The following is a 23,089-nucleotide window of genomic DNA, read 5'->3' on the forward strand; positions in this document are numbered from 1 at the left end:
GCAGCTACCCGAAATTACTGCTGGAAACGCGGAAAGGCCGCGCGACCCGCGTAACGGGCGGCGTCGTCGAGGATCTCCTCGATGCGCAGCAGCTGGTTGTACTTGGCCACCCGGTCGGAGCGGGCCGGGGCGCCCGTCTTGATCTGGCCGCAGTTGGTCGCCACCGCCAGGTCGGCGATCGTGGTGTCCTCGGTCTCGCCGGAGCGGTGGCTCATCATGCACCGGTAGCCGCTGCGGTGGGCCAGGTCGACCGCGTCGAACGTCTCGGTCAGCGTGCCGATCTGGTTGACCTTGACCAGCAGGGCGTTGGCGGTGCCCGACCCGATGCCGCGCGCCAGCCGCTCGGGGTTGGTCACGAACAGGTCGTCGCCGACGAGCTGGACCCGGTCGCCGAGTGCCTCGGTGATGGCCTTCCAGCCCTCCCAGTCCTCCTCGTCGAGCGGGTCCTCGATGGACACCAGCGGGTAGTTGTCGACCAGGTCGGCGTAGAAGGCGATCAGCTCCTGGGCGGACAGGCCCTTGCCGTCGATGGTGTAGACGCCGTCCTTGTGGAACTCGGTGGCGGCCACGTCGAGCGCCAGCGCCACGTCGGCGCCGGGGGTGAAGCCGGCCCGCTCGATGGCCACCAGGATCAGGTCGAGCGCGTCGCGGTTGGACGGCAGGTTGGGCGCGAACCCGCCCTCGTCGCCGAGACCGGTGGCGTAGCCCTTCTCCTGCAGCACCTTCTTGAGCGCGTGGTAGACCTCGGTGCCCATGCGCACGGCCTCGCCGAACGACTCGGCGCCGATCGGCGCGATCATGAACTCCTGGATGTCGACGTTGGTGTCGGCGTGCGCGCCGCCGTTGAGGATGTTCATCATCGGCACCGGCAGCACGTGGGCGTTGGGGCCGCCGAGGTAGCGGAAGAGCGGCAGCTCGGCGCTGTCGGCGGCGGCCTTGGCCACGGCCAGCGAGACGCCCAGGATCGCGTTGGCGCCCAGCTTGGCCTTGTTGGGCGTACGGTCCAGATCGATCATGATCTGGTCGACGATGCGCTGGTCCTCGGCCTCGATGCCGTGGATCTCGTCGAAGATCTCGTCGGTCACGGCCAGCACGGCCTTGCGTACGCCCTTGCCGCCGTAGCGGTCGTCGCCGTCACGCAGCTCGACGGCCTCGAACTGGCCGGTGGACGCGCCGCTGGGCACCGCCGCCCGGCCGGTGCTGCCGTCGTCGAGGACCACGTCGACCTCGACCGTCGGGTTGCCCCTGGAGTCGAGGATCTCGCGAGCGTAAACGACCTCGATGGTAGCCACGGGATGCGCTCCTGAATCGATAGGCAATATGCGTTCAGAGCCTATCGGTAGAGGGCATCACGACCGGCGCGACTCCCACGCGCGCACCCGGTCGCGATACGTCCGCGCCGCGGCCCGCAGCTCCGCCTCCGGGTCGACGCCCGCCGAGCGCGCCCGCTTCACCAGGTCGAACAGCTCGCGGGCGACCCCTTGGCCGACCGCCGCGGACAGGCCGTCAGGCACGCCCGACCGCTCGGCGCGGCGCAGCAGCTGGGCCGCCAGCGACAGCGCCGGCTGGCCCATCGGCACCCCGTCGAGCAGCGACTCGTCGCCCCGGGAAGCCCGCTCGGTGGCCTTGATCGCCTCCCAGTTGTCGTTCACCTCGTCGGCGCTCTCCGCCTTGACCGAGCCGAACACGTGGGGGTGGCGCCGCACCAGCTTGCCGACGATGCCGTCGGCCACGTCGTCGACGTCGAAGCCCTCCGCCACGCGGGCGTGGAAGACCACCTGGAGCAGCAGGTCGCCGAGCTCCTCGCGGAGCGCGTCGTGGTCGCCCTCCTCGATCGTCTCCAGCACCTCGTAAGCCTCTTCGAGCAGGTAGGGCACCAGCGACTCGTGCGTCTGCTTGCGGTCCCACGGGCACTCGGTGCGCAGCCGGTCCATCACCCGTACGAGATCGAGCACGCGCGCGCCCGGCAGGTCGTACGAGCCGGGCACCACCTCGATCAGCGGCGGGTCGTCGAGCGCGATCGCGGCGTGGCCGAGGGCGCGCATGAAGTCCTCGTCGCCATCGGCGGCGAGCCACACCACCGTCTCCCCCGCCGCCCGCGCGACCAGCCCTGCCGGGTCGGGGGTGACGACCGCGACCTCCACCCCCGCCTCGGCGAGGTACGGCAGCTGCGGATGGTCCGGCGAGCCCGTCAGCACCGGGCCGGACCGGAACGCCTGCCACGCCTGGTGGCTGAGCAGCCCAGGCGCGACGCGCGGCGAGGTGGTGACGACGACGAGCGGCATGTCAGCCCTGCGGCTGCTGCGCGGTCTGGGCCGGCTTGCCGAAGCGGCCCGGGTCGACGAAGCCCTGACCCTGCTGGAGGGTGCCGTAACGGGGGCTGAAGACCGTCTTGATCGAGTTGAACTCCTGCTGCACCTTGGCGGCGGCCTGCTGGTTGCCCGCGCCGCCGAACTTGTCCATGACCTTGCGGATGCCCACCTCGGCCTTGACGTAGTCGCGCGCGTCAGCCGGCGAGACGCCCTTGGACAGCAGGTTCATCTGCGGGTCCTGGAACTCGCCCGGATCCTTGAGCGCGGTGTCGATCTCCGTCTCGCTGACCGTGACGCCGTGCTTGTCGGCCAGCTGCTGGTAGCGGAGCTGGTTGGTCATGCTGAAGAGGACGAACTGCGCGACGGGCGCCGTGAGCTGGTCGGGCCCGATGTTCGCCCTCTCCAGCGCGGCCTGGTAGCTCTTCACGTTCGCGTTCAGGTCGCTGGAGGAGATGCGCTGATCACCGACGATCGCCGCCGCTCCGGCCTCGACAGGGGTAGAGCAGGCGGCCAGGCCGAGGAAGCTCACCCCGGCTGCCGCGGCGGCCACAGCCACTCGTATCGACTTCACGTGTGTCCCTTTCCGACAAAAACCCCAGTCAGCTTACCGGCGCGAGTTCGAGGAACATCGCCTCGACCAGGTCGCCGCACCATTTGAGCAGATCCATGTCGCGCAACGGCTGCCCACCCAGCGGCTTCGTCTTGGGCACCGGCACCAGCAGCGTCTCCGCGGCCTGCTTGTAGACCGACTTCTTGTACAGCCGGTCGAGCCGGATCTGCTGCGACTCCCGCAGCCGCGCCGGGCCGAACTTGATGTACTGCCCCTGCAGCGTGACGTCCGTCAGCCCGGCCTTGCGCGCCCTGAGCCGGAACGCGGCGACCTCCAGGAGGTTCTCCACCTCGACCGGCGGCTTGCCGTAGCGGTCGGTCAGCTCGTCGCGCACCTCGTCGATGTGCGCGGGCTCGGCGATGGCCGCGATCCGCTTGTAGGCCTCCAGCCGCAGCCGCTCCGAGGTGACGTAGTCGTGCGGGATGTGCGCGTTGATCGGCAGCTCGACCTTGACGTCGTGCTGCTCTGGGGCCGCCGCCACGCCTTCGAGCTTGGCCTTCTGCTCCTGCACAGCCTCGGCCATCAACCGGACGTACAGGTCGAAGCCCACGCCCGCGATGAAGCCCGACTGCTCGGCGCCCAGCACGTTGCCGGCGCCGCGGATCTCCAGGTCCTTCATCGCCACGTACATGCCCGCGCCCATCTCGGTGTGCTGGGCGATCGTGGCCAGCCGCTCGTGGGCGGTCTCGGTCAGCGGCTTCTCCGGCGGGTAGAGGAAGTAGGCGTAACCGCGCTCCCTGCCCCGCCCGACCCGCCCGCGCAACTGGTGGAGCTGCGACAGGCCGTAGTTGTCCGCCCGGTCCACGATGAGCGTGTTGGCGTTGGGCACGTCCAGCCCGGACTCCACGATCGTGGTCGAGACCAGCAGGTCGTACTCGCGCTCCCAGAACCCGACCATGATCTTCTCAAGCTGGTGCTCGTTCATCTGCCCGTGCGCCACCGCGATCCGCGCCTCCGGCACCAGCTCGCGCAGCCGGGCGGCCACCCGGTTGATCGACGCCACCCGGTTGTGCACGAAGAACACCTGGCCGTCGCGCATCAGCTCGCGCCGGATCGCCGCCCCGATCTGCTTCTCCTCGTACGGGCCCACGAACGTGAGGATCGGGTGGCGTTCCTCCGGCGGGGTGAGGATGGTCGACATCTCGCGGATGCCGGTCAGGCCCATCTCCAGCGTGCGCGGGATCGGCGTCGCCGACATGGCCAGCACGTCCACCTGTGTGCGCAGGTGCTTCATGGCCTCCTTGTGCTCGACGCCGAACCGCTGCTCCTCGTCGATGATGATCAGCCCGAGGTCCTTGAACCTGACCTCCGGGCTGAGCAGCCGGTGGGTGCCGATCACCACGTCGACCGCGCCGGAGCGCAGCCCGTCGAGCGTGCCCTTGACCTCGGCGTCGTTCTGGAAGCGGGAGATCGGCTTGATGGTGACGGGGAAGCTGGAGAACCGCTCGGTGAACGTCGACATGTGCTGCTGCACCAGCAGCGTCGTCGGCACCAGCACCGCCACCTGCTTGCCGTCCTGCACGGCCTTGAACACCGCGCGCACCGCGATCTCGGTCTTGCCGTAGCCGACGTCGCCGCAGATCAGCCGGTCCATCGGGACGCCGCGCTCCATGTCGCGCTTGACCTCGTCGATGGCCTCCAGCTGGTCCGCGGTCTCCGCGTACGGGAACGCGTCCTCCATCTCGCGCTGCCACGGCGAGTCCTGCGCGAACGGGTGGCCGGGCGAGGCCATGCGGGCCGAGTAGAGCCGGATCAGCTCTCCGGCGATCTCCTTGACCGCCTTCTTCGCCCGCGACTTGGCCTTGGCCCAGTCGGCGCCGCCCATCCGGTTGAGCGTCGGCGACTCGCCGCCGACGTAGCGGGTGACCTCGTCGAGCTGGTCGGTCGGCACGTACAGCCGGTCGCCCTTGGCGTACTCGATCACCAAGTACTCGCGCGTGGCGCCCTGGACCGTGCGGCGCACCATCTCGATGTAGCGGCCCACGCCGTGCTGCTCGTGCACCACGTGGTCGCCCACCTTGAGCTGCAGCGGGTCGACCATGTTGCGACGGCGCGACGGCAGGCGGCGCATGTCCTTCGTGGACGCCTTCTGGCCCACCAGGTCGAGATGGGTGAGCACGGCCAGGCCCGGCGTGACGAACCCGTGCTCCAGCAGCCCGGTGGTGACGTGCACCACCTTCGGCTCCGGCGCCTTGTCGACGAACCGCTGCAGGCGGGCCGGCACGTCGACGCCCTTGAGCAGCTCCACCATGCGCTCGGCGGACCCGTGGCCCTCGCTGATGAGCACGACCGCCTTGTCCTCGGCCAGCCAGCCCTTGATGTCGTCGAGCGCCTTGCGCGTGTCGCCGCGGTAGGCCTCCGAGTCGTGCGCGGCCAGCTCCACGCCGCCGCCGAACGGCGCCATCGTCCACCACGGCTGCCCCAGCGCCTCGGCGTGGCCGCGGATCTCATCGAGGGTGCGGAACGCCGCCGCGTCCAGGTCTATCGGCGCCTCTCCCCCCGCCGCCGCGTTGATCCAGGACGCCTCCAGGAACTCCTGCGACGTGCGCACGAGTTCCTCGGCCCGGCTCCTGATCCGCTCCGGATCGCAGACGAACACCGCCGACCTGACCGGCAGATGGTCGACCAGCAGGTCCATCTCACCGGCGAGCGCGGGCGCGAACGCCTCCATGCCCTCCACCGGCGTGCCCTCCGCGAGCTGGTCGAGCACCTCGGCCAGCGCCGGATAGCGCTCTGCCAGCTCCCGCGCCCGCTCCCGCACCTCCGCGGTCAGCAGCAGCTCCCGGCACGGCGGCGCGAACAGCCCCTCCTCCGCCGCCTCCAGCGAGCGCTGGTCGGCCACCTTGAACCAGCGGATCTCCTCGACCGTGTCGCCCCAGAACTCCAGCCGCAGCGGGTGCTCCTCCGTCGGCGGGAACACGTCCAGCAGCCCGCCGCGCACCGCGACCTCGCCGCGCCGCTCCACCATGTCGACCCGGTGGTAGCCGTTCTCCACCAGGCGCGTCACCACCTCGTCCAGGTCGGCGTCGTCGCCCGCCCTCAGCCGGATCGGCTCCAGCTCGCCCAGCCCTTTGACGATCGGCTGCAGCAGCGCCCTGATGGGCGCCACGACCACATTGAGCGGGCCCGCCGCGCTGTCGCCCTTCACCGGGTGCGCCAGCCGCCGCAGCACCGCCAGCCGCTGCCCCACCGTGTCGGACCGCGGCGACAACCGCTCGTGCGGGAGCGTCTCCCACGCCGGGAACACCGCCACGGACCCGGGGTCGATGAGGCTGCTCAGCGCCGCCGCCAGATCCTCCGCCTCCCGCCCCGTCGCGGTGACGGCCAGCACGGTGCGCTGATCGTGCCCGGCCAGCGCGGCCACGCCGAACGGCCGCAGCGCGGCGGGCGCCACCAGCGCCACGTCACCGCCCCTGTCGAGGGCGGCGGTCAGCTCGGGGTCGGCGACGACAAGGTCAAGTAGTCCGGAAAGACTCATCAGTTAGCCCCACGATGGCAACACGACTACCCCCGGCCAAGCGGAGCGCGGGGGTGATGACATCCAGCCTACTTCCCACCCGCCCCCTGCTCGCGCCTGCGCCCCGTCCAACCCCACGGGCCTGTGTCCAGTGGGGAGCCGAGCTCCTCTTGCGTGGTGCCTCTGTATGTGAGACGGGGTTTCGCAGGTGAAGACGCGAGGCACACCCGCCCACCAGGCTGGGCTCGGCTACCCCTGAGGCACCTTGTGGCCGGGCACGCTGGGCCATCTGACGGTGAGGACCACCGACTCCTCCTCGGCCCGCCACGAGTGGTCGACGCCCTCGCCCCACACCACGTAGTCGCCCCGCTCGGCCAGCAGCACGCTGCGCCCCGGGAGCTCGACCCGGAACCGGCCGCTGATCAGGATGAGCAGGGCGGTGCGGTTCTCGCCGGTGACCCATCGGGCGCGCTCGTCGCCGGGCTTGTGCAGGCCCCACTTGATCTCGACGGCCTCGCTGTGCCGCACGTCGCCCGGGGGCTTGAAATGACCGAGCAGCCACCCGCCGTCCAGCGGCCCGTCCACGCCGGCATTGCCGACGTACACCCGGTCATCCTCCGCTGGGGACCCATCCCTTTCCACCACGCCCGGGGACGCTAGCACCCGCGGGCGACGCCCGGGATCACACCGGTTCCTCGACGATGCGTGCGCAGCGGACCGGGTCCTCGGTGAGACCGGCGCCCAGCCCCCACAGCCAGTAGTCCACCGAGCGCAGCACGGCCCAGGCGTAAGCTGCCCGCCGGTCCATCCCTCCCGCCTCGACCAGCGCATCAAGCCGCCGGCCATCGGCCATCTCGTCGTAGCGGGTCCAGAGCAGCTGACCCGCCTGATACTCGATCGCGCCTTCCAGAGGCAGCGGGTCCACGGTCAGCCAGGGCTCCCGGCGTCCCCGCAGCACATGCATGTAGCACAGGTCCCGGTTCACCATGCCCGAAGACCGCACCGCCGCCATCTCCCCTGCCAGCCCGACCGCGACATCGAGCACGCGTACGGGGAAGGGCCGCCCGGCCTCCTCCCACCGGCCGCGCAACCCGTCATGGACTTCGGCGGCGGCGTCCCAGGTGGAACGGAAGCGTCCGGAGGCGGGCACGGCGAGCCGGCGCAGGAGCCGCCCGATGAGAGGAACGGCCTCCTCCAGCGGCACATCCCGCAGAGACCTGCCGAAGTCGAGCCGCTCCAGCAGGAGCGCGCCGCTGTCCAGGTCGGCGTCGACCAGCAGTACGGTCCCCCGCCCATCCCACAGCCGCAGGCCCTCGACCTGTTCCACGACCGAGCGGTCAAGCCACCCGACCTTGAGCACCAGCGGTTCGTCACCGCGCCTAACGGGCACCGCCAGGCCGTTGTACCCGTGCATCGGACGACCATCGATCACCAGTCCCCAGCGGGCGCAGTGTTCGGCGACGATACGGGGAAGCGCGGACAACCATCGCCGCCCGGCTTCTCCCTCAAGCTGCCAACGGCCCAAGGCCCGGAACGACTCCGGGACCGTGATCGAGTGCCGCATCTCCGCCATCCTCATGATCGACAACCCGTCCGCACCGTGGGCGGATCCATCTCCTCAAGGGCGAGGAATTGATACCTGGACCTTTGAGAGCGAACAGACCGTAGCCCGCCTGCGAGGCCCGCGTTGGTCGGAGCAGGCGGTCGACGGCCCACAGGTCTCGCCCCGGCGGCACAGCCTCACGATCATCTGGAAACACAATCCACCTCACACACGGGGGTCCAGGGGGCCGGGAGGCCCCCGGCGAGGGGGGCGGGGAGCTCGGCTCCCCGCTGAGCACAGTCCGAGACGATCGGCGCGGAGCGCCTGGGTTGCGAGGGCCATGCCGTTGGGTGAGCGTCCGGCGCCTGCAAAGCGTTCGGAAAGCCTTCGAGCGAGAACCGCGTCAGCGCGCCGGGCCGAGTCGGGCGTAGGCGGCTGGAGGCATGCCCACCACGGCGGTGAAGTCGCGGGTCAGGTGGGCCTGGTCGGTGTAGCCGAGTTCGACGGCCAGGGTGGCGAGGTCGAGGCCCTGGTAGACGCGCTCCGCGGCTTCGTGCAGCCGGAAGCGGCGGATCACCCATTTGGGGCCGATGCCGACGTAGTCCCTGAACAGCCGCTGCAGCGAGCGCACCGATCGCCCCGATCGGGCGGCCAACTGGTCGACCCTGGTCACGGTGACGTCGTTCTCCGCCATCACGACCAGCGCCGCGACCTCTTCGGCGAGTGGGTCCCGCTCCGGCCGCAGGCCCAGCAGGAACGTCTCGACGATCGCGATGGCGGCCGGGATACGAGGTTCGGCCAGGACGCGCTCCACCATCGTCGAGCCCGCGGCGCCGTACATCTCGCCGATCTCGTGGAAGCGGCCGGTCAGCCGGTGCACGGGACCGCCGAGGAACGGCCGGAAGCCGCCGGGGGCGAAGCGGATGCCGAGGACGCGGCCGCTGCCCCGCATGGTGTACGAGAACCCGCCCCTGATCACCCCGGCGATCCGGTGGAAGTCGTGGGTGATCGTCATGTTCACGGTCGGGTGGGAGACGATGCGCTGCTCGTACGGTTCGGCGAGGTCGGTCCAGGTGACGACCCAGAAGTGGTCGACGTAGGGAGCGAGCGCGGGGGACGGCGCGTGCCGGGCGAAGTCGAAGGCGGCGAGCCCGGCGTACGGGTCGACCCAGCCTCGCAGTCGTGTTTTTACAAGCCCCGCGGCGGGCCGGTCCGGCATCATCGCTGCCATGGAAGACATGATGCCGCTGATGACGCGTGCTACCGAACAGACCGCGAGACTGGTCCGGGCGGTGCGGCAGGAGCAGCTCGGGCTCCCGACCCCGTGCGAGAAGTACGACGTGAAGGATCTGGTCAACCACCTCGAATGGGTGGCGGAGATGTTCGCGTCGCTGGCTCGCCATGAGGCGCCCGCCGAGCAGGGGCCGTACGCGGGCGACTTCCCTGAGCGGGCGGAGCGCACGCTCGCCGCCTGGTCACGGCCGGAGGCGTGGGAGGGCGTCAGCCAGGGCATGGGCATGCCGATGACCACGCTGGCCCACATGTATCTCGTCGACATGGTGGCGCACGGCTGGGACCTGGCCAGGGCCACCGGCCAGGAGTACGCCCCGGACCCCGGGACGGTCGCGCGGGCGCTGAGCTTCACCGAGCAGATGGCGGAGAAGGGCAGGCAGGGCGGCGTCTTCGGGCCTGCGGTGGCGGTGCCGGACGACGCCTCGCCGCTCGACCGCCTGCTCGGCGTCACCGGCAGGGATCCGGCCTGGACCCCCTAGATCCCGCCTCTGACTCCTGAAGATGCGCCACTATTGGCGTTCCTGTGATTACTGTGGGTCACATGTCTGAGGTGCGGGCGGTGGCCCGGGGTGGGGGTCTGTTCAGTCAGCGGATCCGCGAGCAGTGGGCGGGGCAGCTCGGCCGGCGGCTGGACGTGCTGGTCGCCGGGTGCGCGCACGACGAGCCGCTGGTGCTGGACCGGATCGAGACCCGGGTGTCCGGGATCGACGAGGACCTGCCGGAGATCCGGCGGGTGGTGGAGGAGCGGGCCGACCTGGTGACGTGGTCGCTGGGCGATCTGCGGTCGGCGCCGTTGCCGCCGCGCTCGTACGACGTGATCCAGTTGTCGTTCCTCCTGGAGCGGATCCAGCACGCGGAGCTGGTGTTCGACCGGCTGCTGCACGCGTTGCGGCCGGGCGGGCTGGTGCTGCTGCGGATGCGTGACCGCGAGTCGGCCTACGGGCTGCTCGACCGGCTGACCCCGTCGTGGGTGCGGCGGCTGCTGTGGCGGCGGCTGGTCGCGGAGGGCACCCCGGGGCCGCTGCCGGCCAGGTACGGGACGCTGGCTTCGGCCGACGGGATGCACGCGTACTGTCTCGCCCGGGGCCTGATGGTCACCGACGAGGAGCGGGCGACGAGCGGGCCGGCGATGGGCCGGGTGGGGTCGGCGGCGGTGGCGGTGACGGCGCAGCTCACGCGCGGCCGCTATCCCGCCAGTCACGACGAGATCACCATGGTGATCAGGAAGCCGCACTACCACTTCGCCCGTCTCATCTAGTATCTCCCCGGCGCCAGCGGGTAGGGTTGCCTACCATTGCAGTCGGGATAGTTGGGATCAATCACCGTGGAGTGGACTCCGGAGCCGCGCGAGCTGGCCGATCTCGAACTGCTGCTGTCGGGGGCGTTCCAGCCGCTGACCGGGTTCCTGGGCCATGACGACGTGCACGCGGTGCACGAGCGCGGCACCCTCGCCGACGGCACCCCCTGGCCCGCGCCGGTGACGCTCCACCTGCCCGAGGACGCGGGCGGCGAGGTGACGCTGCTCGACCCCGAGGGCGTCCCGCTGGCCACGCTCACCGTGACCGAGCACGGGCCCGACGGGCTGGCCGCGGGGCCGGTCAAGGGGCTGGGCGCGCCCGAGCACGGCCCGTTCGCCCGCCTGCACCGCACCCCCGCCCAGGTACGCGACGAGCTGGGCGGGCGCCCCGCACTGGCCGTCACGATGCGCGGCCCGCTGGACGACCTGGACGAGGTGGCGGCCACCGCCAAGGAGCTCGGCGCGGTGATCGTGCTGCTGCCTCTCTCGTACGGTGAGGACGGCCCCGGCGTGGTCAGGGCGGCGCTGCGGGCCAGGGACCGGCTGCCGGCGGGCACGCTCGTCGTCCCGGTGCCGCTGGCGCCGCGCGAGGAGCCCGAGATCGACCTGGAGCTGCGCGAGCACGTCGCGTCCGCCTACGGCGCGGCCGAGCACCTGGCGGGGCCCGAGCCGGTGCGCATCCCCGGCCCGCCGCACCGGCGCGGGCTGGTGGTGTTCTTCACAGGCCTGTCCGGGTCGGGCAAGTCGACGATCGCCCGCGGGCTCCGCGACGCCCTGCTGGAGCTGGGCACCCGGACCGTCACCTACCTCGACGGCGACGTGGTGCGGCGGCTGCTGTCGAAAGGGCTGTCGTTCTCCAAGGAGGACCGCGACCTCAACATCCGCCGCATCGGGTTCGTGGCCGCCGAGGCCGCCCGCCACGGCGGCCTGGCCATCTGCGCCCCGATCGCCCCGTACGCGGCGACCCGGGCCGAGGTGCGGGAGATGGTGGAGTCGGTCGGCGCCGACTTCCTGCTCGTGCACGTGGCCACGCCGCTGGAGGAGTGCGAGCGGCGCGACCGCAAGGGCCTGTACGCCAAGGCGCGGGCCGGGCTGATCCCCGAGTTCACCGGCATCTCCGATCCCTACGAGGAACCCGACGACGCCGAGCTGGTGGTCGACACCACGCACGTCTCGGTCGAGGCCGCGGTCGAGCGGGTGCTGGGCACGCTGCGCGCCGGAGGGTGGGTGCGATGATCGACTTTCCGCTGATCGTCGGGTCCTTCCTGGTGGCGATCGTGGTGGGGCTCACCGGCATGGGCGGCGGCGCGCTCATGACGCCGATGATGATGCTGTTCTTCAACGTGCCGCCGCTGGCCGCGGTCTCCAGCGACCTGGTGGCCTCGGCCGTGATGAAGCCGGTGGGCAGCTTCGTCCACCTCCGTCACGGCACCGTCAACCTGCGGCTGGTCTGGTGGCTGTGCGCGGGGTCGGTGCCGACGGCGTTCTGCGGGGTGTTCCTGGCGCGGGCGTGGGCGGTGGGCGACGGGGTCAAGTACGCGCTCGGGGTGGCGCTGCTGCTGGCCGTCGCGGGGCTGGCCGCCAAGACGCTGATGGGCGACAGGGGAGGCACGGCGGGCGCGAACGAGATCCGCGTGCGCCCCATCCCGACCGTACTGGTCGGTATGGTAGGCGGATTGATCGTGGGAGTCTCCTCCGTGGGCTCCGGTTCGCTGATCATCGTGGCGCTCATGGCCCTCTACCCGGCGCTCAAGGCCAACCAGCTCGTCGGCACCGACCTCGTCCAGGCCGTGCCGCTGGTCGTCTCGGCCGCGCTCGGCCACCTGCTCTTCGGTGACTTCCAGTTCGACCTGACCGTCTCGCTGCTGATCGGCTCGATCCCGGGCGTCTATCTCGGCGCGCGGATCTCGTCCCGCGCGCCGGGCGGCCTGATCAGGGCGATGCTGGCGATCGTGCTGCTGGCCTCGGCGCTCAAGCTGCTGAACGTGGACAACATGATCACGCTGGCCGCCCTGGCGGTCGCCACCGTGGTGATCGTGGTCGGCTGGCGCCTGCGGGTCAGGGCCGCGGCACGCGCGTCGCGCGGAAGTGCGGATCTCTCGCGAGCTCGGTGAACGCCTTGCCGGCCGTCTCGGCGGTGTCGAACCTGGTGTCGCCCCGCGGCGCGTGCGGCGAGTCGAAGTAGACCATGGCCTTGATCTGCGGGTAGCGGCGGATCTGGTGGCGCACCGACTCGAAGAACGCCCGCTTGAACGCCGGGTCGTCGGGCCGCTCGAACACCCCCCACTCGGCGATCATGACCGGCTTGCCGGGGAAGCGCCACTGCATCCACCGGTAGAAGCCGGGCCACTCGTCGAAGTCGGCGCGCGTCTTGTTCACCAGGGAGCCGAAGTCCTGCACCCGGTGGTCGGCGTAGGGGTCCATGGCCACCCAGTCGACCACGTCGTCGCCCGGGTAGAGCTCCTCGAACCACGGCTTGACCGCCCAGTTGGGGGCGCCCATGTAGGTCATGACGGTGACCGCGTTCTTGACGCCCTTGTGGCGCAGCCGGAGCACCACGTGGCGGAACATCGCCGCATAGTCCTTGGCCCGCATGCCGGAGCCCGCCGCGGAGCCGACGTCGTTCTCCGGCTCGTGGTGGATGGTGAGGAAGAACCGCTCGGGGAACGTCCGCCTGAGGTGGTCGGCCAGCCGGTCGATCCGGTCGTCGACGGCGCCGCCGGCGACCTCGGCCCAGGTGTGGGTGAGCGACGGCTTCCAGTTGATCAGCAGCAGCCGCGGGTGCTCGGGATCGCGGGCGAGCCGGATCTCCTTCTCGTTCGGGAACAGCTCCTTGCCCCGGTGGTAGACGTGCACGATGTCGGCGGGCGCGGCCATCCGCCGCTCGGCGCTCGCCACCGCCTCCACCACGTCGAGCCCGGTGAAGATCTCCGGGGCGATGCCCCACCAGGCGCCGCATGACGGGATCAGCCGGCCGGTGACCGCGCAGTCGGGCGAGTCGGCGACGAGCGGGGGGTTCCCTGCGCGGGCGGGTTTCTGAACGGCGCCGCCCGGCCCCGCCGAGCAGGCGGCGAGCACGGCGGCCAGCCCCACCGCCAATCCGGAGAAAGCTGCTCTATACGGAAATACCCGTCGAGCCACAATCGTCGCCCCCTTTTTCCCAGGACCCCCGCCCTATCAAACCTGAACCTTGCCACGCCATTCCCGGAACTTCAGCCAGAGCCGAACTCCTCCCAGCTCAACCCACCCGCCGACCGCCCCGACAAACGCCGAAAAATCGCTTTATAAAGGTACGATTCCGCGCCCGTACGAGAGAAAATCTTGCGGATCTCGCGTGACCGATAACCCGCGCCCCTATAGTGGGCGCACACCACGGCGCGTGACGCAGAGTCGTCAGTAAGCGACTATCCGCACACACTTCAGGGAGACTCGCCTCATGAGCCTGCCGCCGGACCGTCCGGTTCACCGTTCCGGCGCCGATCTGGGAGACCATCTCGCCCTGCTCCGCCGGCGCTGGCTGCTGTTCCTGGGATGCTTCCTCGCGGGCGGCACCGTGGGGCTGGCGATCATGCGCGTCACCCCGCCCGCCTACACGGCCACCACCTACGTGCTGGTCACCTCGGTGGGCGTCCCGGAGCCCGGCAACCAGGTGACCAGCCGGCAGCGCGAGCAGCTCAACCTCGACACCGAGGCGCAGATCGCCCAGTCGGCGGTGGTCGCCACCAGGGCCGCCGCGCAGGCGGGCACCGCCGACCTCGAACCCGTCGAGGTGTCCGTCCCGCCCAACTCGTCGGTGCTGACGATCTCGGTCACCGCCGCCGAGCCCGGCGACGCCGCGCTGCAGTCACGGGCGTACGCGCAGGCCTACCTGGAACACCGCGCCGACAGCGCGCGCGCGGAGATCGCGGCGCAGCAGCAGCTCGTGGCCGTCAAACTGCGGCAGGCGAACGCCGCCCTGTCCACGGTCATAGGCGAGCTCCCCGCGCTGCCCAGAGGAGGTCCCGAGCACACCCGCGCGGCGCTCCGGCAGACCGTGCTCTCCCGGCAGGTCGCCGTGCTGACCCAGAAGTACGACGCGCTCAAGACGGTCACGGTGACGCCCGGAGAGGTCATCAGCGCCGCCACCCCTCCCCAGGACCCCAGCTCGCCCAGCCTGCCGCTGCATCTCGGGTCGGGGCTCATGGCCGGGCTGCTGATCGGGGCGGCCGCCGCGCAGGCGCGCGACCGGCTCGACACCCGGCTGCGCACGGCGGCCGACGTCGAACGGCTGACCGGGCTGCCCGTGCTGGCCGACGTGACCCGCCCGCTCGACCACGGCGCGCTGCACGAGCTGTCTTCGGCCGTGCTCGCCTCGTGCCCCGGCAAGCGGCTGCTGGTCAAGGCGGTCCCCCCGGCGCTCGGCGGCACGCCGGTGGCCGTGCCGCTGGCCGCGAACGTGCCGCTGGCCGTGCTCGACGGCACCGACGTGGGCGACCTGGCCCGAGCGGACGCGGCGCTCCTGCTGATCGGCCTCGACGGGGCCGACGCCTCCGACGTGGCGTCCACCGTACGGCTGCTCAGCAGGCAGAGCGTGCCCATCATCGGCGCGGTCACCACGACGGATCTGACGCCCGAGCCCGTCCGGGCGCCGCGCGGCCAGCACACCTCGCTCGGCAAGCTCGTCGCCAGCGGCGAGATCGAGACGGGCATCGGCGCCAGGACCACCGCGCCCATGCACCCGATGCGGCGGCCCCCCGGCTCGGCGACGTGAGAGGACCCGCATGGCCCGTCGCGGCGCTGCTGCTCGGCTACCCGCTCTGGTGGGCGCTGGGGTTCGGCGGGCTGTCGGTGGTCGTGCTGGCCGTGCCCATGGCGGTCATCCTGTGGCGGCGCAGGCCGGTCAGGGTGCCGCCCGGGTTCGGGCTGTGGGTGCTGCTGATCGCCGGCTACCTGCTGAGCGGCCTGATGCTGGACGAGATGCCGCCCGGCACCTATGGCGAGTTGGGCGCGGGCCGGCTGATCGGCTACGGGATGCGCCTGGCGCTGTACGTGGCGGCCCTGATCCTGGTGGTCTACCTGGGCAACCTCACCGAGCGGGAGCTGCCGCAGCTGCGGCTGGTGCGGATGCTCGGCGTGCTGTTCCTCACGGCGGTGGCGGGCGGGCTGCTCGGCGTGTTCGTGCCCGGCCTCTCTTTCACCTCCCCGCTGGAGCTGGTGCTGCCCGACTGGATCTCCGAGCACCCGTTCGTGCAGAACCTCGTCCATCCGACCGCCGGGCAGACGCAGAAGGTGCTCGGCCACGCGCTTCCCAGGCCGGAGGCGCCCTTCGAGTGGGCGAACGCCTGGGGCGGCAACCTGTCGGTGCTGCTCATCTGGTTCGTGGTCGGCTGGTGGGTGTACGGTTCGCGCCGCCGCCGGATGCTGGCCGTGGCGCTGGTGGCGGTGGCGGCCGTGCCGATCGTCTACTCGCTCAACCGGGGGCTGTGGATCGCGCTCGGGCTGGCCGTGTTCTATCTCGCCCTGCGGGTGGGGGGCCGGACCCGGATGGCGCTCTGCGCGGTGACGGCCGCCGCGGCGCTGGCGTTCGTGCTCAGCCCGCTCGCTCCCCTGGTGGCGAAGCGGCTGGACAGCCCGCACTCCAACGACATCCGGGCCTTCACCGTCTCGGCCACCGTCGCGGCGACGGGCCACTCCCCCGTCATCGGCTACGGCAACACCCGGCGCGCCATGGGCAGCCATCGTTCGATCACCACCGGGAAGACCTCGTGGTGCCCCGGCTGCGGCCACCCGCCGCTGGGCAGCGACGGTCAGCTCTGGCTGCTGCTGATCTCGCAGGGGCTCACCGGGGCGGTGCTCTACGTGGCGTTCTTCGCCGGGGCGATCCGCCGCCACTGGGCCGACCGCTCGCCGATCGGGCTGGCCGGGGTGCTGGTGATGTGCCTGGTCCTCTTCTACATGCTCGTCTACGACGGCCTGGTCACGCCGCTGAGCCTCTACGCGATCTCGTTCGCGCTGCTGTGGAGGAACACCTCATGAACGACGCCCGGATCCGGCTGATCTACCTGGCCGGCACGATCGACCTGCTCTACCCCGGTCCCGGCGGGCAGCGCGCCTACACCCTGCTGCCGCACGCCCGGCTGCCGCGCCGGCTGGCGCCGCGCCGCTGGTGGCATCCGGGCCGGCCGCTCGCGCTGCCCACGCACGGGTCGATCGCCGAGCATCTGGGCGAGGTGTTCGGCGCACCGGTGGAGACCGTGGTGCACGTACGGCCCGCGCGCCGGGCCAACCGCAAGCCGGTGCTGGAGGCGTACCGCGAGGGCGAGCGGATCGCGTACGTGAAGATCGGCGACACCGCGCGGAGCCGCGCCCTGGTCGCCAACGAGGCCGCCGCGCTGGACCGGCTCGCCGGCCGGGCGCTGAAGACCGTCGTCGTGCCCTCGGTGCTCCACCACGGGAGCTGGCACGGTCTCACCGTGCTGGCGCTGTCGCCGCTGCCGGTGCGCCGGGGGCGGGTGCCCGCCTCGCTGCTGACCCGCGCGGTCGAGGAGATCGCGGCCACCGGCGACGCCGGCGGGCACGCCTGGCACGGCGACCTCTCACCGTGGAACCTCGCGCCCTCCGGTGACGGGCGGCTGCTCGTGTGGGACTGGGAACGGTACGAGACCGGCGTCCCGTACGGGTTCGACGCCCTGCACCACCTCTTCCAGCGGGCGCTGCGGCGCATGGACCCGGCCACGGCGGCGCGTGCCTGCCTGGCCCGGTCGGGGCGGACGCTGGCCCCGCTCGGTCTGTCGGCGGCGCAGGCCAGGCAGACGGCGCTGCGCTACCTGATCGCGCTGGCCGACCGGCACGCCGCCGACGGCCACGAGCCGCTCGGCCCGCCGGGCCACTGGCTGAACCCCCTCGTCGACTATCAGGAGGCCCTGCTGTGAAGACCGCGAAGCAGACGGCGCTGTCCGTGTCCAGGACCACCGGGCGGATGACCTCCGCCGCGCGGATCCTGCCGTCGTTCCTCATCATGGGCGCCCAGCGGTGCGGCACGACCTCGATGTACCGGGCGCTCGCGCAGCATCCGCTGCTCTACAAGCCGGTGCTGCGCAAGGGCGTGCACTACTTCGACACCGACTACTGGCGCGGGCTGCAGTGGTACCGGGCGCACTTCCCGCTGAAGGTCGGCACGGCGCTGCTCACCCGCCGGTTCGGCGGGCTTCCGCAGGCGTTCGAGTCGTCGCCCTACTACCTGTTCCACCCGCTGGCGGCCGAGCGCATCGCCGCCGATCTGCCAGGGGTGAAGCTGATCGTGCTGGTGCGCGACCCGGTCGAGCGGGCCTGCTCCGCGCACGCGCACGAACTGGCCCGCGGGTTCGAGACCGAGGAGAGCTTCGAGCGGGCGCTGGAGCTGGAGGAGGAGCGGGTGGCCGGGGCCGAGGAGCTGCTGCGGACCGGCCCGCACGCCGTGCACCACGCCCACCGCCACCTCGCCTACCTGGCCCGCGGCCGCTACGCCGACCAGCTCGAACGGCTGGAGCCGCTGTTCGGGCGGGAGCGGATCATGGTGATCGACAGCCACCGGTTCTTCGCCGAGCCCGAGCCCGTCTACGACCGGCTGCTGCGTTTCCTCGGCGTGGCGCGGTTCGGTTACCCGGGCTTCTCCCGGCACAACTGGCGGCCGCGGCCCAAGCAGCTGCCCGACTCGCTGCGGCGGGAGCTCATGGACGGGTTCGAGGAGCACGACCGGAGGTTGGTCCGCTGGCTGGGCGGTGAGCCGTCGTGGCGGCGCTGAGACGGGTCGCCCGGGGCGGGCTGGCCGGGGTCACCGGGGCGGCGGTGGGGGCGCTGGCGCAGTTCCTCCTGGTCGTGGTGGTGACCAGGGCCTATCCGGTGGAGGTCGCCGGGGCGTTCTTCACCTCGATCGCGCTGGCGCTGATGGTGGCCGGGGTCGCGAAGCTGGACGCGGGGAACGGGCTGGTGTTCTTCATCGCCCGCGCCGAGACCTACGGATATCACGGCGTTTCGGGATATGTCAGGGCGGCTTTGGTGCCGGTGGCGGTCGTCGCGACCGCCACCGGCCTCCTGCTGTGGCCGGTGCTCGGCGTGCTCGCGCTCGTGCCGCCCGCCATCGCCGTGGCCGACGTGCTGCTCGCCGCCTGCCGGGGCTTCGGCTCGATGCGCCCGACGGTGCTGCTGGACGGGGTGCTGCTGCCGCTCTCCCAGCTCGCCCTGGTCTCGGCCGCGGCCATGGCCGGGCTCTCCGGCGCCTCGCTCCCCCTCGCCTGGGCGCTCCCGTACCTGCCCGTCGTGGCGCTGGCGGCGCTCGCCCTGCGCGGCCGGGCGCCGCGCACCCCCTACCTGCCGGGAACGGCACGCGACCTGTGGCGGCACACCGCGCCCCGGTCGGCGGCGGGCGCGATCCAGGCGGTGTTCCAGCGGCTCGACATCGTGATCGTGGCCGCGCTCGGCGGCCCGGTCCAGGCCGCCGTCTACACCGCCGCCACCCGGTTCAAGGTCGTCGGCCAGCTCGCCGGCCAGGGCCTCGCGCAGGCGGCCCAGCCCCGCCTGGTGAAGGCGCTGGCCGACGGCGACCTGTCCAGGGTCAGGGAGCTCTACCAGGTGACGACCATGTGGCTGGTGCTGGCGACCTGGCCGATCTGGCTCGGGTACGCCGTGCTGGCGCCGTGGCTGCTGCGCGTCTTCGGTCCCGGCTACGCCTCGGCGGTGCCGGTGGCGCTGGTGCTGGCGGCCACGATGATGGCGGCGACGGGGTGCGGCATGGTCGACGTGGTGCTCACCGCGGCCGGACACACCACCGCCAGCCTGCTCAACCTCACCGCCGCCGTCACCTGCACACTCGCGCTGGACCTGGCGCTGATCCCCTCTCACGGCGCGCTGGGGGCGGCGATCGGCTGGGCGGGCGGCGTGCTGGTCAAGAACGCGCTGCCGCTCTGGCAGCTCCACCACCGCTACGGCCTGCGCCCGTTCGGCCGCCACAGCCTGGCCGCGCTCCGCCCGCGCACCTGGGCGGCGGCGTGAGCGGCCCGCCCGTGCTGGTCACCGGGCTGCCCAGGAGCGGGACGAGCTGGACGGGCAAGATGCTGGCGGCCGGCGGTGAGCTGGTCTACGTGAACGAGCCGCTCAACCCGCAGCACCCGCCGGGCCGCTGCCCCGGAGTCCTGCGCGCCCGGGTCTCGCACCGCTTCCAGTACATCTGCGACGACAACTCCGCCGCCTGGCTGCCCGCCTTCCGCGCCACCGTGGCCCTGCGCTACGGCTGGGCCGCCGAACTCCGGGTCAACCGCACGCCGTACGATCTGGCGCGCATGGTCCGGTACGGTGCCGCGTTCACCCTCGGGCAGCTGACGGGGCGGCGGGCGCTGCTGGACGACCCGTTCGCGGTGCTGTCGTCGGCCTGGTTCGCCGAGCGGCTGGGGTGCCGGGTGATCGCCCTGGTCCGCGACCCGGTGGCGTTCGTGGCGAGCTGGCAGCGGCTCGGCTGGACGATCTACTTCCACGAACTGCTCGAACAACCGCTGCTCGTCCGCGACCACCCCGAGGTGCTGCGCCTGCGCGCCCTGGTCGGCTCTCAGGACCGGGTGGCCAAGGCGGCGGCGCTGTGGCGGGTGACGCGCACGATCCTGTCACGCGTCCCCGGCATCCTGGTGACCTCCTACGACGACCTGGCCGCCGACCCGGTGCCGGGCTTCCGCGACCTGTACGGGTACGCCGGCCTGCGCTGGAGCCCCGCCGCCGAACGCCGGATCGTCCAGGCGTGCACCGGCGGCGGCCCGCCCGCCGGCGGCTTCGCCTGGTCGGGTCTCTCGCGCACGGCGTACCGTCCCATGGACTCCCGCCTCGCCGCCCGCTCCGGCTCCCGCGGCCTCACCGAGGCGGAGATCGCCCGCGTCCGGGAGCTGACCGGCCCGGAGACGACCACCGTCCGAGCTTGAGTCGCCCGGCCGCTACGCGCGCCGTCCGCGCGGCAGGCAGCGGCGCAGCGCGCTCGTGGCGAGCAGGCGCGCGGCGAAGGGCAGGTCGTCCACCAGGTAGCGCCTGGCCAGCCGCCGGGGCTCGGTCATGAGCCGGTGCAGCCATTCCAGCCCTCGGCGGCGCATCCAGGCGGGCGCGCGCGACACCGTCCCGGCCGCGAACCCGATGGCCGCCCCGCACCCCAGGAACCACGCCTCGGGCAGGTCGCGCCGCAGCTCGGCGATGAGCAGGTCCTGCCGGGGGAACCCGAAGCCGGCGAACACGATCGCCGGCCGCGCCGCCACGACCTTCCGCCGCACCCGCTCCCGTCCCTCCGCCGTCCGGTCGAACCCGTACGGCGGCGCGTCCACCCCGCGCACCTCCAGGCCGGGACAGCGCCGCGCCAGTTCCCCGGCCGCCGCCTCGGCCACTCCCGGCGGCCCGCCCAGCAGGTAGACCGGCCAGCCGGCGCGCGCCGCCATCGCGCTCAACGACCAGATCAGATCCGCTCCCGTCACCCGCCCCGGCAGCGGCGTCCCGCGCAGCCGGGCCGCCCACACCAGCGGCATCCCGTCGGCCACCACCACGTCGGCCCCCGCCACGAGCTCGGCGAGCCCCGGATCCCGTCGCACGGCCCGGCAGATGTCCACGTTGGGCGTCACGATCCGCCCTCCGCGCCCCGCCGCCAGCTCGCCGGCCACCCACGCCACGACCTCGTCCTCGCCGACGGGGTCGATCCCCACCCCGCCCACGACCACCCTCGGCGCACGAGGCGGCGCCGCTCCGTGGGCACGGGTCTTCAGGGTCTCCGGCGTACGGGACCGGGTCTGGGCGGTCAAATGCCACGTCCTCGCCGGTGAAGAAGGGAGAGGACCGCGGAGGCCGGCAGGAGACCGGCGGCGACGGCCAGGGCCAGCAGGGCGCGGGGTTCGGCGGGGCGGGCGGCCCAGGTGCGGGCGGCCCAGCGGGCGGCGGCGCGGCGGCGGCGCAGCGCGGCGTGAGCGAAGGCCAACTGGCCGTAGACCCGGGCGGCGCCGCGGGAGTCGCCGGTCAGCTCGGGATGGCGGGCCAGCATCCACTCCAGCCCGGCGATCCGGTCGGACCAGCGGGAGGCGTAGTGGGAGCCGCCCCAGCGGACGCGGACCAGCGGCCGGTCGGCGCAGGCGATCGGGCGGCTCTTGGCGGCGCGCAGGGCGAGGTCCCAGTCCTCGTTCTGGCCGCCGGGCGCGCTCTCGTCCACCCAGATCACCCCGCGCCTGAAGAGGAACGTCGAGGAGTGCACCATGACCATCCGCGACCTCACCAGGTCGGCCGCCGTCACCGTCTCGGTCCCGGTCTGCCTGGGCACCACCCGCCCGCCGTACTCGACCTCGATCCCGCAGCTCGCGAACCACGCCCCGGCGTCCATCGCCGCCACCTGGGCGGTCAGCTTGCCCGGCAGCCACACGTCGTCGTCGTCGCAGAAGGCGACCAGGTCGCTGCCGCACGCGGCGATCCCGGTGTTGCGCGCCCCGGGCAGCCCGGGGCTGAGCCGGTTGGGCAGGACGCGCACCGGCAGCCCCGCCACCTGGTCCTCCACCACGCGGACGTCGACCCCGTCCGCGACCACCACCACGTCGCACGCCCCCGCGTAGTCCTGCGCCAGCACCCCCCGGACGGCCTCCCGCAACCACTCACTCCGGTCGCCCCGGGTGCAGATCACGACACCGACCGACGGACCCCTCGAAGAACCGGTCTGCCGGGTCATGTCGCGCTCCCGTACCCGTAGCGGGCTCTGAGCGGCCAGGTGAGGGCGGCGACCAGGCTCTGGCGGCGGCGCGGCAGCCCGTGGCGCCAGGTGTCGTCGCGGGAGAGCTCGATCGGCCCCGCCCCGAACCGCATCGGGTTGCCGGACGCCGTGTGGGCGGTGGTCAGGTGGGCGGTGGTGCCGTGCAGGAAGGGCAGCCGGGACGGCGGCAGCCCCAGCTCGCCGGCCAGCGCCCCGAGCGTGTCGCCGGGCGCCGCCACCAGGTCCTCGTAGCGGATCCGGGTGACGCGGGCGCCACGGCGGGCGAGCAGCTCCAGGGCGAGGTTCTGGGCCGTCCAGTGGACGGCGGTGCGCACGGGACCCCAGCGGGTCATCGGCCTGCCGTTCTCCGGGCGCTCGACAGTCCTGCCCCAGGAGTGGGCGACGGCGCGCGGCTCGCGCACGACCTGGACGATGTGCGGGTCCAGCCCGCCTTCGAGCAGGCAGTACGCGAGCGAGGCATGCTTGCTGGAGTCGACCACCAGACCGGCTCCCGCGACGCCGGCCGCGGCCTCGTAGAGCAGGCGGTAGGCCCGGACGTACTCGGGGAGGTCGGCGTGGGCGCGGCCGAGCCGGCGCGTGCGGTCGACCCGGCGGCGCAGCGCCATCACCCGCCCGGCCAGCCCGGGAGTCCACCCCCCGAAGGCCTTCTCCCCCACCTGCCGCCAGAACGGGCAGGCCGGGAACGCCCTCCCGCACCCGCACGGCTCACCGGCCAGCACACCCCGCTCCCACAGGTGCACCACCTCACCGAGCGGCGCCACCCCGGGCAGCTCGCCGAGCAGGCGTTCGAGCAGGGTGGTGCCACTGCGGCCGAGGCCGCCCAGGAAGATCACACGTGGGGTCACG

21 protein-coding genes are annotated in these 23,089 nt (G+C 72.5%); 10 read left to right on the forward strand and 11 right to left on the reverse strand.

The annotated features are described in order from the left end of the window. Positions 1 to 14: 14 nt before the first annotated feature. The 7 genes from eno to ACIBF7_RS36955 all read right to left on the reverse strand — a co-directional run bounded on the left by eno (position 15) and on the right by ACIBF7_RS36955 (position 9,153). Positions 15 to 1,292 (reverse strand): phosphopyruvate hydratase, encoded by a 1,278-nt coding sequence (gene eno / locus ACIBF7_RS36925; protein WP_148029131.1) that lies wholly within the window; start codon positions 1,290 to 1,292, stop codon positions 15 to 17. Positions 1,293 to 1,349: 57 nt separating this feature from the next. After that, positions 1,350 to 2,285, reverse strand: coding sequence for a MazG family protein (locus tag ACIBF7_RS36930; protein ID WP_397199208.1), 936 nt, complete (start codon positions 2,283 to 2,285; stop codon positions 1,350 to 1,352). A 1-nt stretch (position 2,286) separates the two neighbouring features. Then, a complete protein-coding gene (locus ACIBF7_RS36935) occupies positions 2,287 to 2,883 on the reverse strand; it encodes a SurA N-terminal domain-containing protein (RefSeq protein WP_148029129.1) in 597 nt (198 codons plus the stop codon). A gap of 28 nt (positions 2,884 to 2,911) precedes the next feature. Next, positions 2,912 to 6,400 carry a transcription-repair coupling factor gene (mfd, locus tag ACIBF7_RS36940; protein ID WP_148029128.1) on the reverse strand — a complete coding sequence of 1,163 codons (3,489 nt, stop codon included), beginning with the start codon at positions 6,398 to 6,400 and terminating at the stop codon, positions 2,912 to 2,914. A gap of 228 nt (positions 6,401 to 6,628) precedes the next feature. Then, positions 6,629 to 6,985, reverse strand: coding sequence for a signal peptidase I (locus ACIBF7_RS36945; protein WP_397199209.1), 357 nt, complete (start codon positions 6,983 to 6,985; stop codon positions 6,629 to 6,631). Positions 6,986 to 7,061: 76 nt separating this feature from the next. Further along, positions 7,062 to 7,958 (reverse strand): aminoglycoside phosphotransferase family protein, encoded by an 897-nt coding sequence (locus ACIBF7_RS36950; protein ID WP_397199210.1) that lies wholly within the window; start codon positions 7,956 to 7,958, stop codon positions 7,062 to 7,064. Between the two features lie 367 nt (positions 7,959 to 8,325). Further along, positions 8,326 to 9,153 (reverse strand): DUF6597 domain-containing transcriptional factor, encoded by an 828-nt coding sequence (locus ACIBF7_RS36955; RefSeq protein WP_397199211.1) that lies wholly within the window; start codon positions 9,151 to 9,153, stop codon positions 8,326 to 8,328. Here ACIBF7_RS36955 and ACIBF7_RS36960 point away from each other — a divergent pair. The 4 genes from ACIBF7_RS36960 to ACIBF7_RS36975 all read left to right on the forward strand — a co-directional run bounded on the left by ACIBF7_RS36960 (position 9,152) and on the right by ACIBF7_RS36975 (position 12,626). Further along, positions 9,152 to 9,694 carry a TIGR03086 family metal-binding protein gene (locus tag ACIBF7_RS36960; protein WP_364234558.1) on the forward strand — a complete coding sequence of 181 codons (543 nt, stop codon included), beginning with the start codon at positions 9,152 to 9,154 and terminating at the stop codon, positions 9,692 to 9,694. The genes ACIBF7_RS36955 and ACIBF7_RS36960 overlap by 2 nt on opposite strands. Before the next feature lie 62 nt (positions 9,695 to 9,756). Continuing rightward, complete coding sequence (locus ACIBF7_RS36965) at positions 9,757 to 10,473, forward strand: class I SAM-dependent methyltransferase (protein ID WP_364234555.1); 717 nt, start codon at positions 9,757 to 9,759, stop codon at positions 10,471 to 10,473. A gap of 66 nt (positions 10,474 to 10,539) precedes the next feature. Then, a complete protein-coding gene (gene cysC, locus ACIBF7_RS36970; protein WP_397199212.1) occupies positions 10,540 to 11,748 on the forward strand; it encodes an adenylyl-sulfate kinase in 1,209 nt (402 codons plus the stop codon). Then, positions 11,745 to 12,626 (forward strand): sulfite exporter TauE/SafE family protein, encoded by an 882-nt coding sequence (locus tag ACIBF7_RS36975; protein WP_148029123.1) that lies wholly within the window; start codon positions 11,745 to 11,747, stop codon positions 12,624 to 12,626. The genes cysC and ACIBF7_RS36975 overlap by 4 nt, the downstream gene beginning before the upstream one ends. On the opposite strand, the gene ACIBF7_RS36980 is transcribed toward ACIBF7_RS36975, so the two are convergent. Then, positions 12,571 to 13,605 (reverse strand): glycoside hydrolase family 26 protein, encoded by a 1,035-nt coding sequence (locus ACIBF7_RS36980; protein ID WP_271279224.1) that lies wholly within the window; start codon positions 13,603 to 13,605, stop codon positions 12,571 to 12,573. The genes ACIBF7_RS36975 and ACIBF7_RS36980 overlap by 56 nt on opposite strands. A 343-nt stretch (positions 13,606 to 13,948) precedes the next feature. Between ACIBF7_RS36980 and ACIBF7_RS36985 the strand changes: the two genes are divergently transcribed. Genes ACIBF7_RS36985 through ACIBF7_RS37010 form a run of 6 tightly spaced genes read left to right on the forward strand, consistent with a single transcriptional unit; the run spans position 13,949 to position 20,435 of the window. Continuing rightward, a complete protein-coding gene (locus ACIBF7_RS36985) occupies positions 13,949 to 15,262 on the forward strand; it encodes a Wzz/FepE/Etk N-terminal domain-containing protein (protein WP_397199213.1) in 1,314 nt (437 codons plus the stop codon). Next, the gene (locus ACIBF7_RS36990) at positions 15,259 to 16,527 is read left to right on the forward strand and encodes a hypothetical protein (protein ID WP_271279219.1); all 1,269 of its coding nucleotides are present in this window, start codon (positions 15,259 to 15,261) and stop codon (positions 16,525 to 16,527) included. Before ACIBF7_RS36985 ends, ACIBF7_RS36990 begins: the two co-directional genes overlap by 4 nt. Beyond that, positions 16,524 to 17,423 carry a hypothetical protein gene (locus tag ACIBF7_RS36995; RefSeq protein ID WP_397199214.1) on the forward strand — a complete coding sequence of 300 codons (900 nt, stop codon included), beginning with the start codon at positions 16,524 to 16,526 and terminating at the stop codon, positions 17,421 to 17,423. The genes ACIBF7_RS36990 and ACIBF7_RS36995 overlap by 4 nt, the downstream gene beginning before the upstream one ends. 47 nt (positions 17,424 to 17,470) lie before the next feature. Then, positions 17,471 to 18,274, forward strand: coding sequence for a sulfotransferase domain-containing protein (locus tag ACIBF7_RS37000; RefSeq protein ID WP_219544107.1), 804 nt, complete (start codon positions 17,471 to 17,473; stop codon positions 18,272 to 18,274). Beyond that, a complete protein-coding gene (locus ACIBF7_RS37005; RefSeq protein WP_397199215.1) occupies positions 18,262 to 19,521 on the forward strand; it encodes a lipopolysaccharide biosynthesis protein in 1,260 nt (419 codons plus the stop codon). Before ACIBF7_RS37000 ends, ACIBF7_RS37005 begins: the two co-directional genes overlap by 13 nt. Then, the gene (locus ACIBF7_RS37010) at positions 19,518 to 20,435 is read left to right on the forward strand and encodes a sulfotransferase (RefSeq protein WP_148029117.1); all 918 of its coding nucleotides are present in this window, start codon (positions 19,518 to 19,520) and stop codon (positions 20,433 to 20,435) included. Before ACIBF7_RS37005 ends, ACIBF7_RS37010 begins: the two co-directional genes overlap by 4 nt. A 12-nt stretch (positions 20,436 to 20,447) precedes the next feature. Here ACIBF7_RS37010 and ACIBF7_RS37015 read toward each other — a convergent pair whose 3' ends face one another. The 3 genes from ACIBF7_RS37015 to ACIBF7_RS37025 are packed head-to-tail and all read right to left on the reverse strand — an operon-like array spanning position 20,448 to position 23,088. Continuing rightward, entirely contained in the window at positions 20,448 to 21,293 is an 846-nt protein-coding gene (locus ACIBF7_RS37015; RefSeq protein WP_364234539.1) for a WecB/TagA/CpsF family glycosyltransferase, read from the reverse strand. Next, complete coding sequence (locus ACIBF7_RS37020) at positions 21,290 to 22,201, reverse strand: glycosyltransferase family 2 protein (protein ID WP_397199217.1); 912 nt, start codon at positions 22,199 to 22,201, stop codon at positions 21,290 to 21,292. The genes ACIBF7_RS37015 and ACIBF7_RS37020 overlap by 4 nt, the downstream gene beginning before the upstream one ends. Next, positions 22,198 to 23,088, reverse strand: coding sequence for a sulfotransferase (locus ACIBF7_RS37025; protein ID WP_271279213.1), 891 nt, complete (start codon positions 23,086 to 23,088; stop codon positions 22,198 to 22,200). Before ACIBF7_RS37025 ends, ACIBF7_RS37020 begins: the two co-directional genes overlap by 4 nt. Position 23,089 lies beyond the last annotated feature (1 nt).

Source organism: Nonomuraea sp. NPDC050478, from assembly GCF_044458265.1.
In the GTDB taxonomy this organism is placed as follows: domain Bacteria; phylum Actinomycetota; class Actinomycetes; order Streptosporangiales; family Streptosporangiaceae; genus Nonomuraea; species Nonomuraea ferruginea.

What these genes read in the sequence shown, in the direction of transcription:
- ACIBF7_RS36930 (WP_397199208.1), bottom strand. Translation starts at nt 2,285, where the DNA reads ATGCCGCTCGTCGTCGTCACCACCTCGCCGCGCGTCGCGCCTGGGCTG.
- mfd (WP_148029128.1), bottom strand. Translation starts at nt 6,400, where the DNA reads ATGAGTCTTTCCGGACTACTTGACCTTGTCGTCGCCGACCCCGAGCTG.
- ACIBF7_RS36950 (WP_397199210.1), bottom strand. Translation starts at nt 7,958, where the DNA reads ATGAGGATGGCGGAGATGCGGCACTCGATCACGGTCCCGGAGTCGTTC.
- ACIBF7_RS36960 (WP_364234558.1), top strand. Translation starts at nt 9,152, where the DNA reads ATGGAAGACATGATGCCGCTGATGACGCGTGCTACCGAACAGACCGCG.
- ACIBF7_RS36955 (WP_397199211.1), bottom strand. Translation starts at nt 9,153, where the DNA reads ATGGCAGCGATGATGCCGGACCGGCCCGCCGCGGGGCTTGTAAAAACA.
- ACIBF7_RS36965 (WP_364234555.1), top strand. Translation starts at nt 9,757, where the DNA reads ATGTCTGAGGTGCGGGCGGTGGCCCGGGGTGGGGGTCTGTTCAGTCAG.
- ACIBF7_RS36975 (WP_148029123.1), top strand. Translation starts at nt 11,745, where the DNA reads ATGATCGACTTTCCGCTGATCGTCGGGTCCTTCCTGGTGGCGATCGTG.
- ACIBF7_RS36985 (WP_397199213.1), top strand. Translation starts at nt 13,949, where the DNA reads ATGAGCCTGCCGCCGGACCGTCCGGTTCACCGTTCCGGCGCCGATCTG.
- ACIBF7_RS36995 (WP_397199214.1), top strand. Translation starts at nt 16,524, where the DNA reads ATGAACGACGCCCGGATCCGGCTGATCTACCTGGCCGGCACGATCGAC.
- ACIBF7_RS37000 (WP_219544107.1), top strand. Translation starts at nt 17,471, where the DNA reads ATGACCTCCGCCGCGCGGATCCTGCCGTCGTTCCTCATCATGGGCGCC.
- ACIBF7_RS37020 (WP_397199217.1), bottom strand. Translation starts at nt 22,201, where the DNA reads ATGACCCGGCAGACCGGTTCTTCGAGGGGTCCGTCGGTCGGTGTCGTG.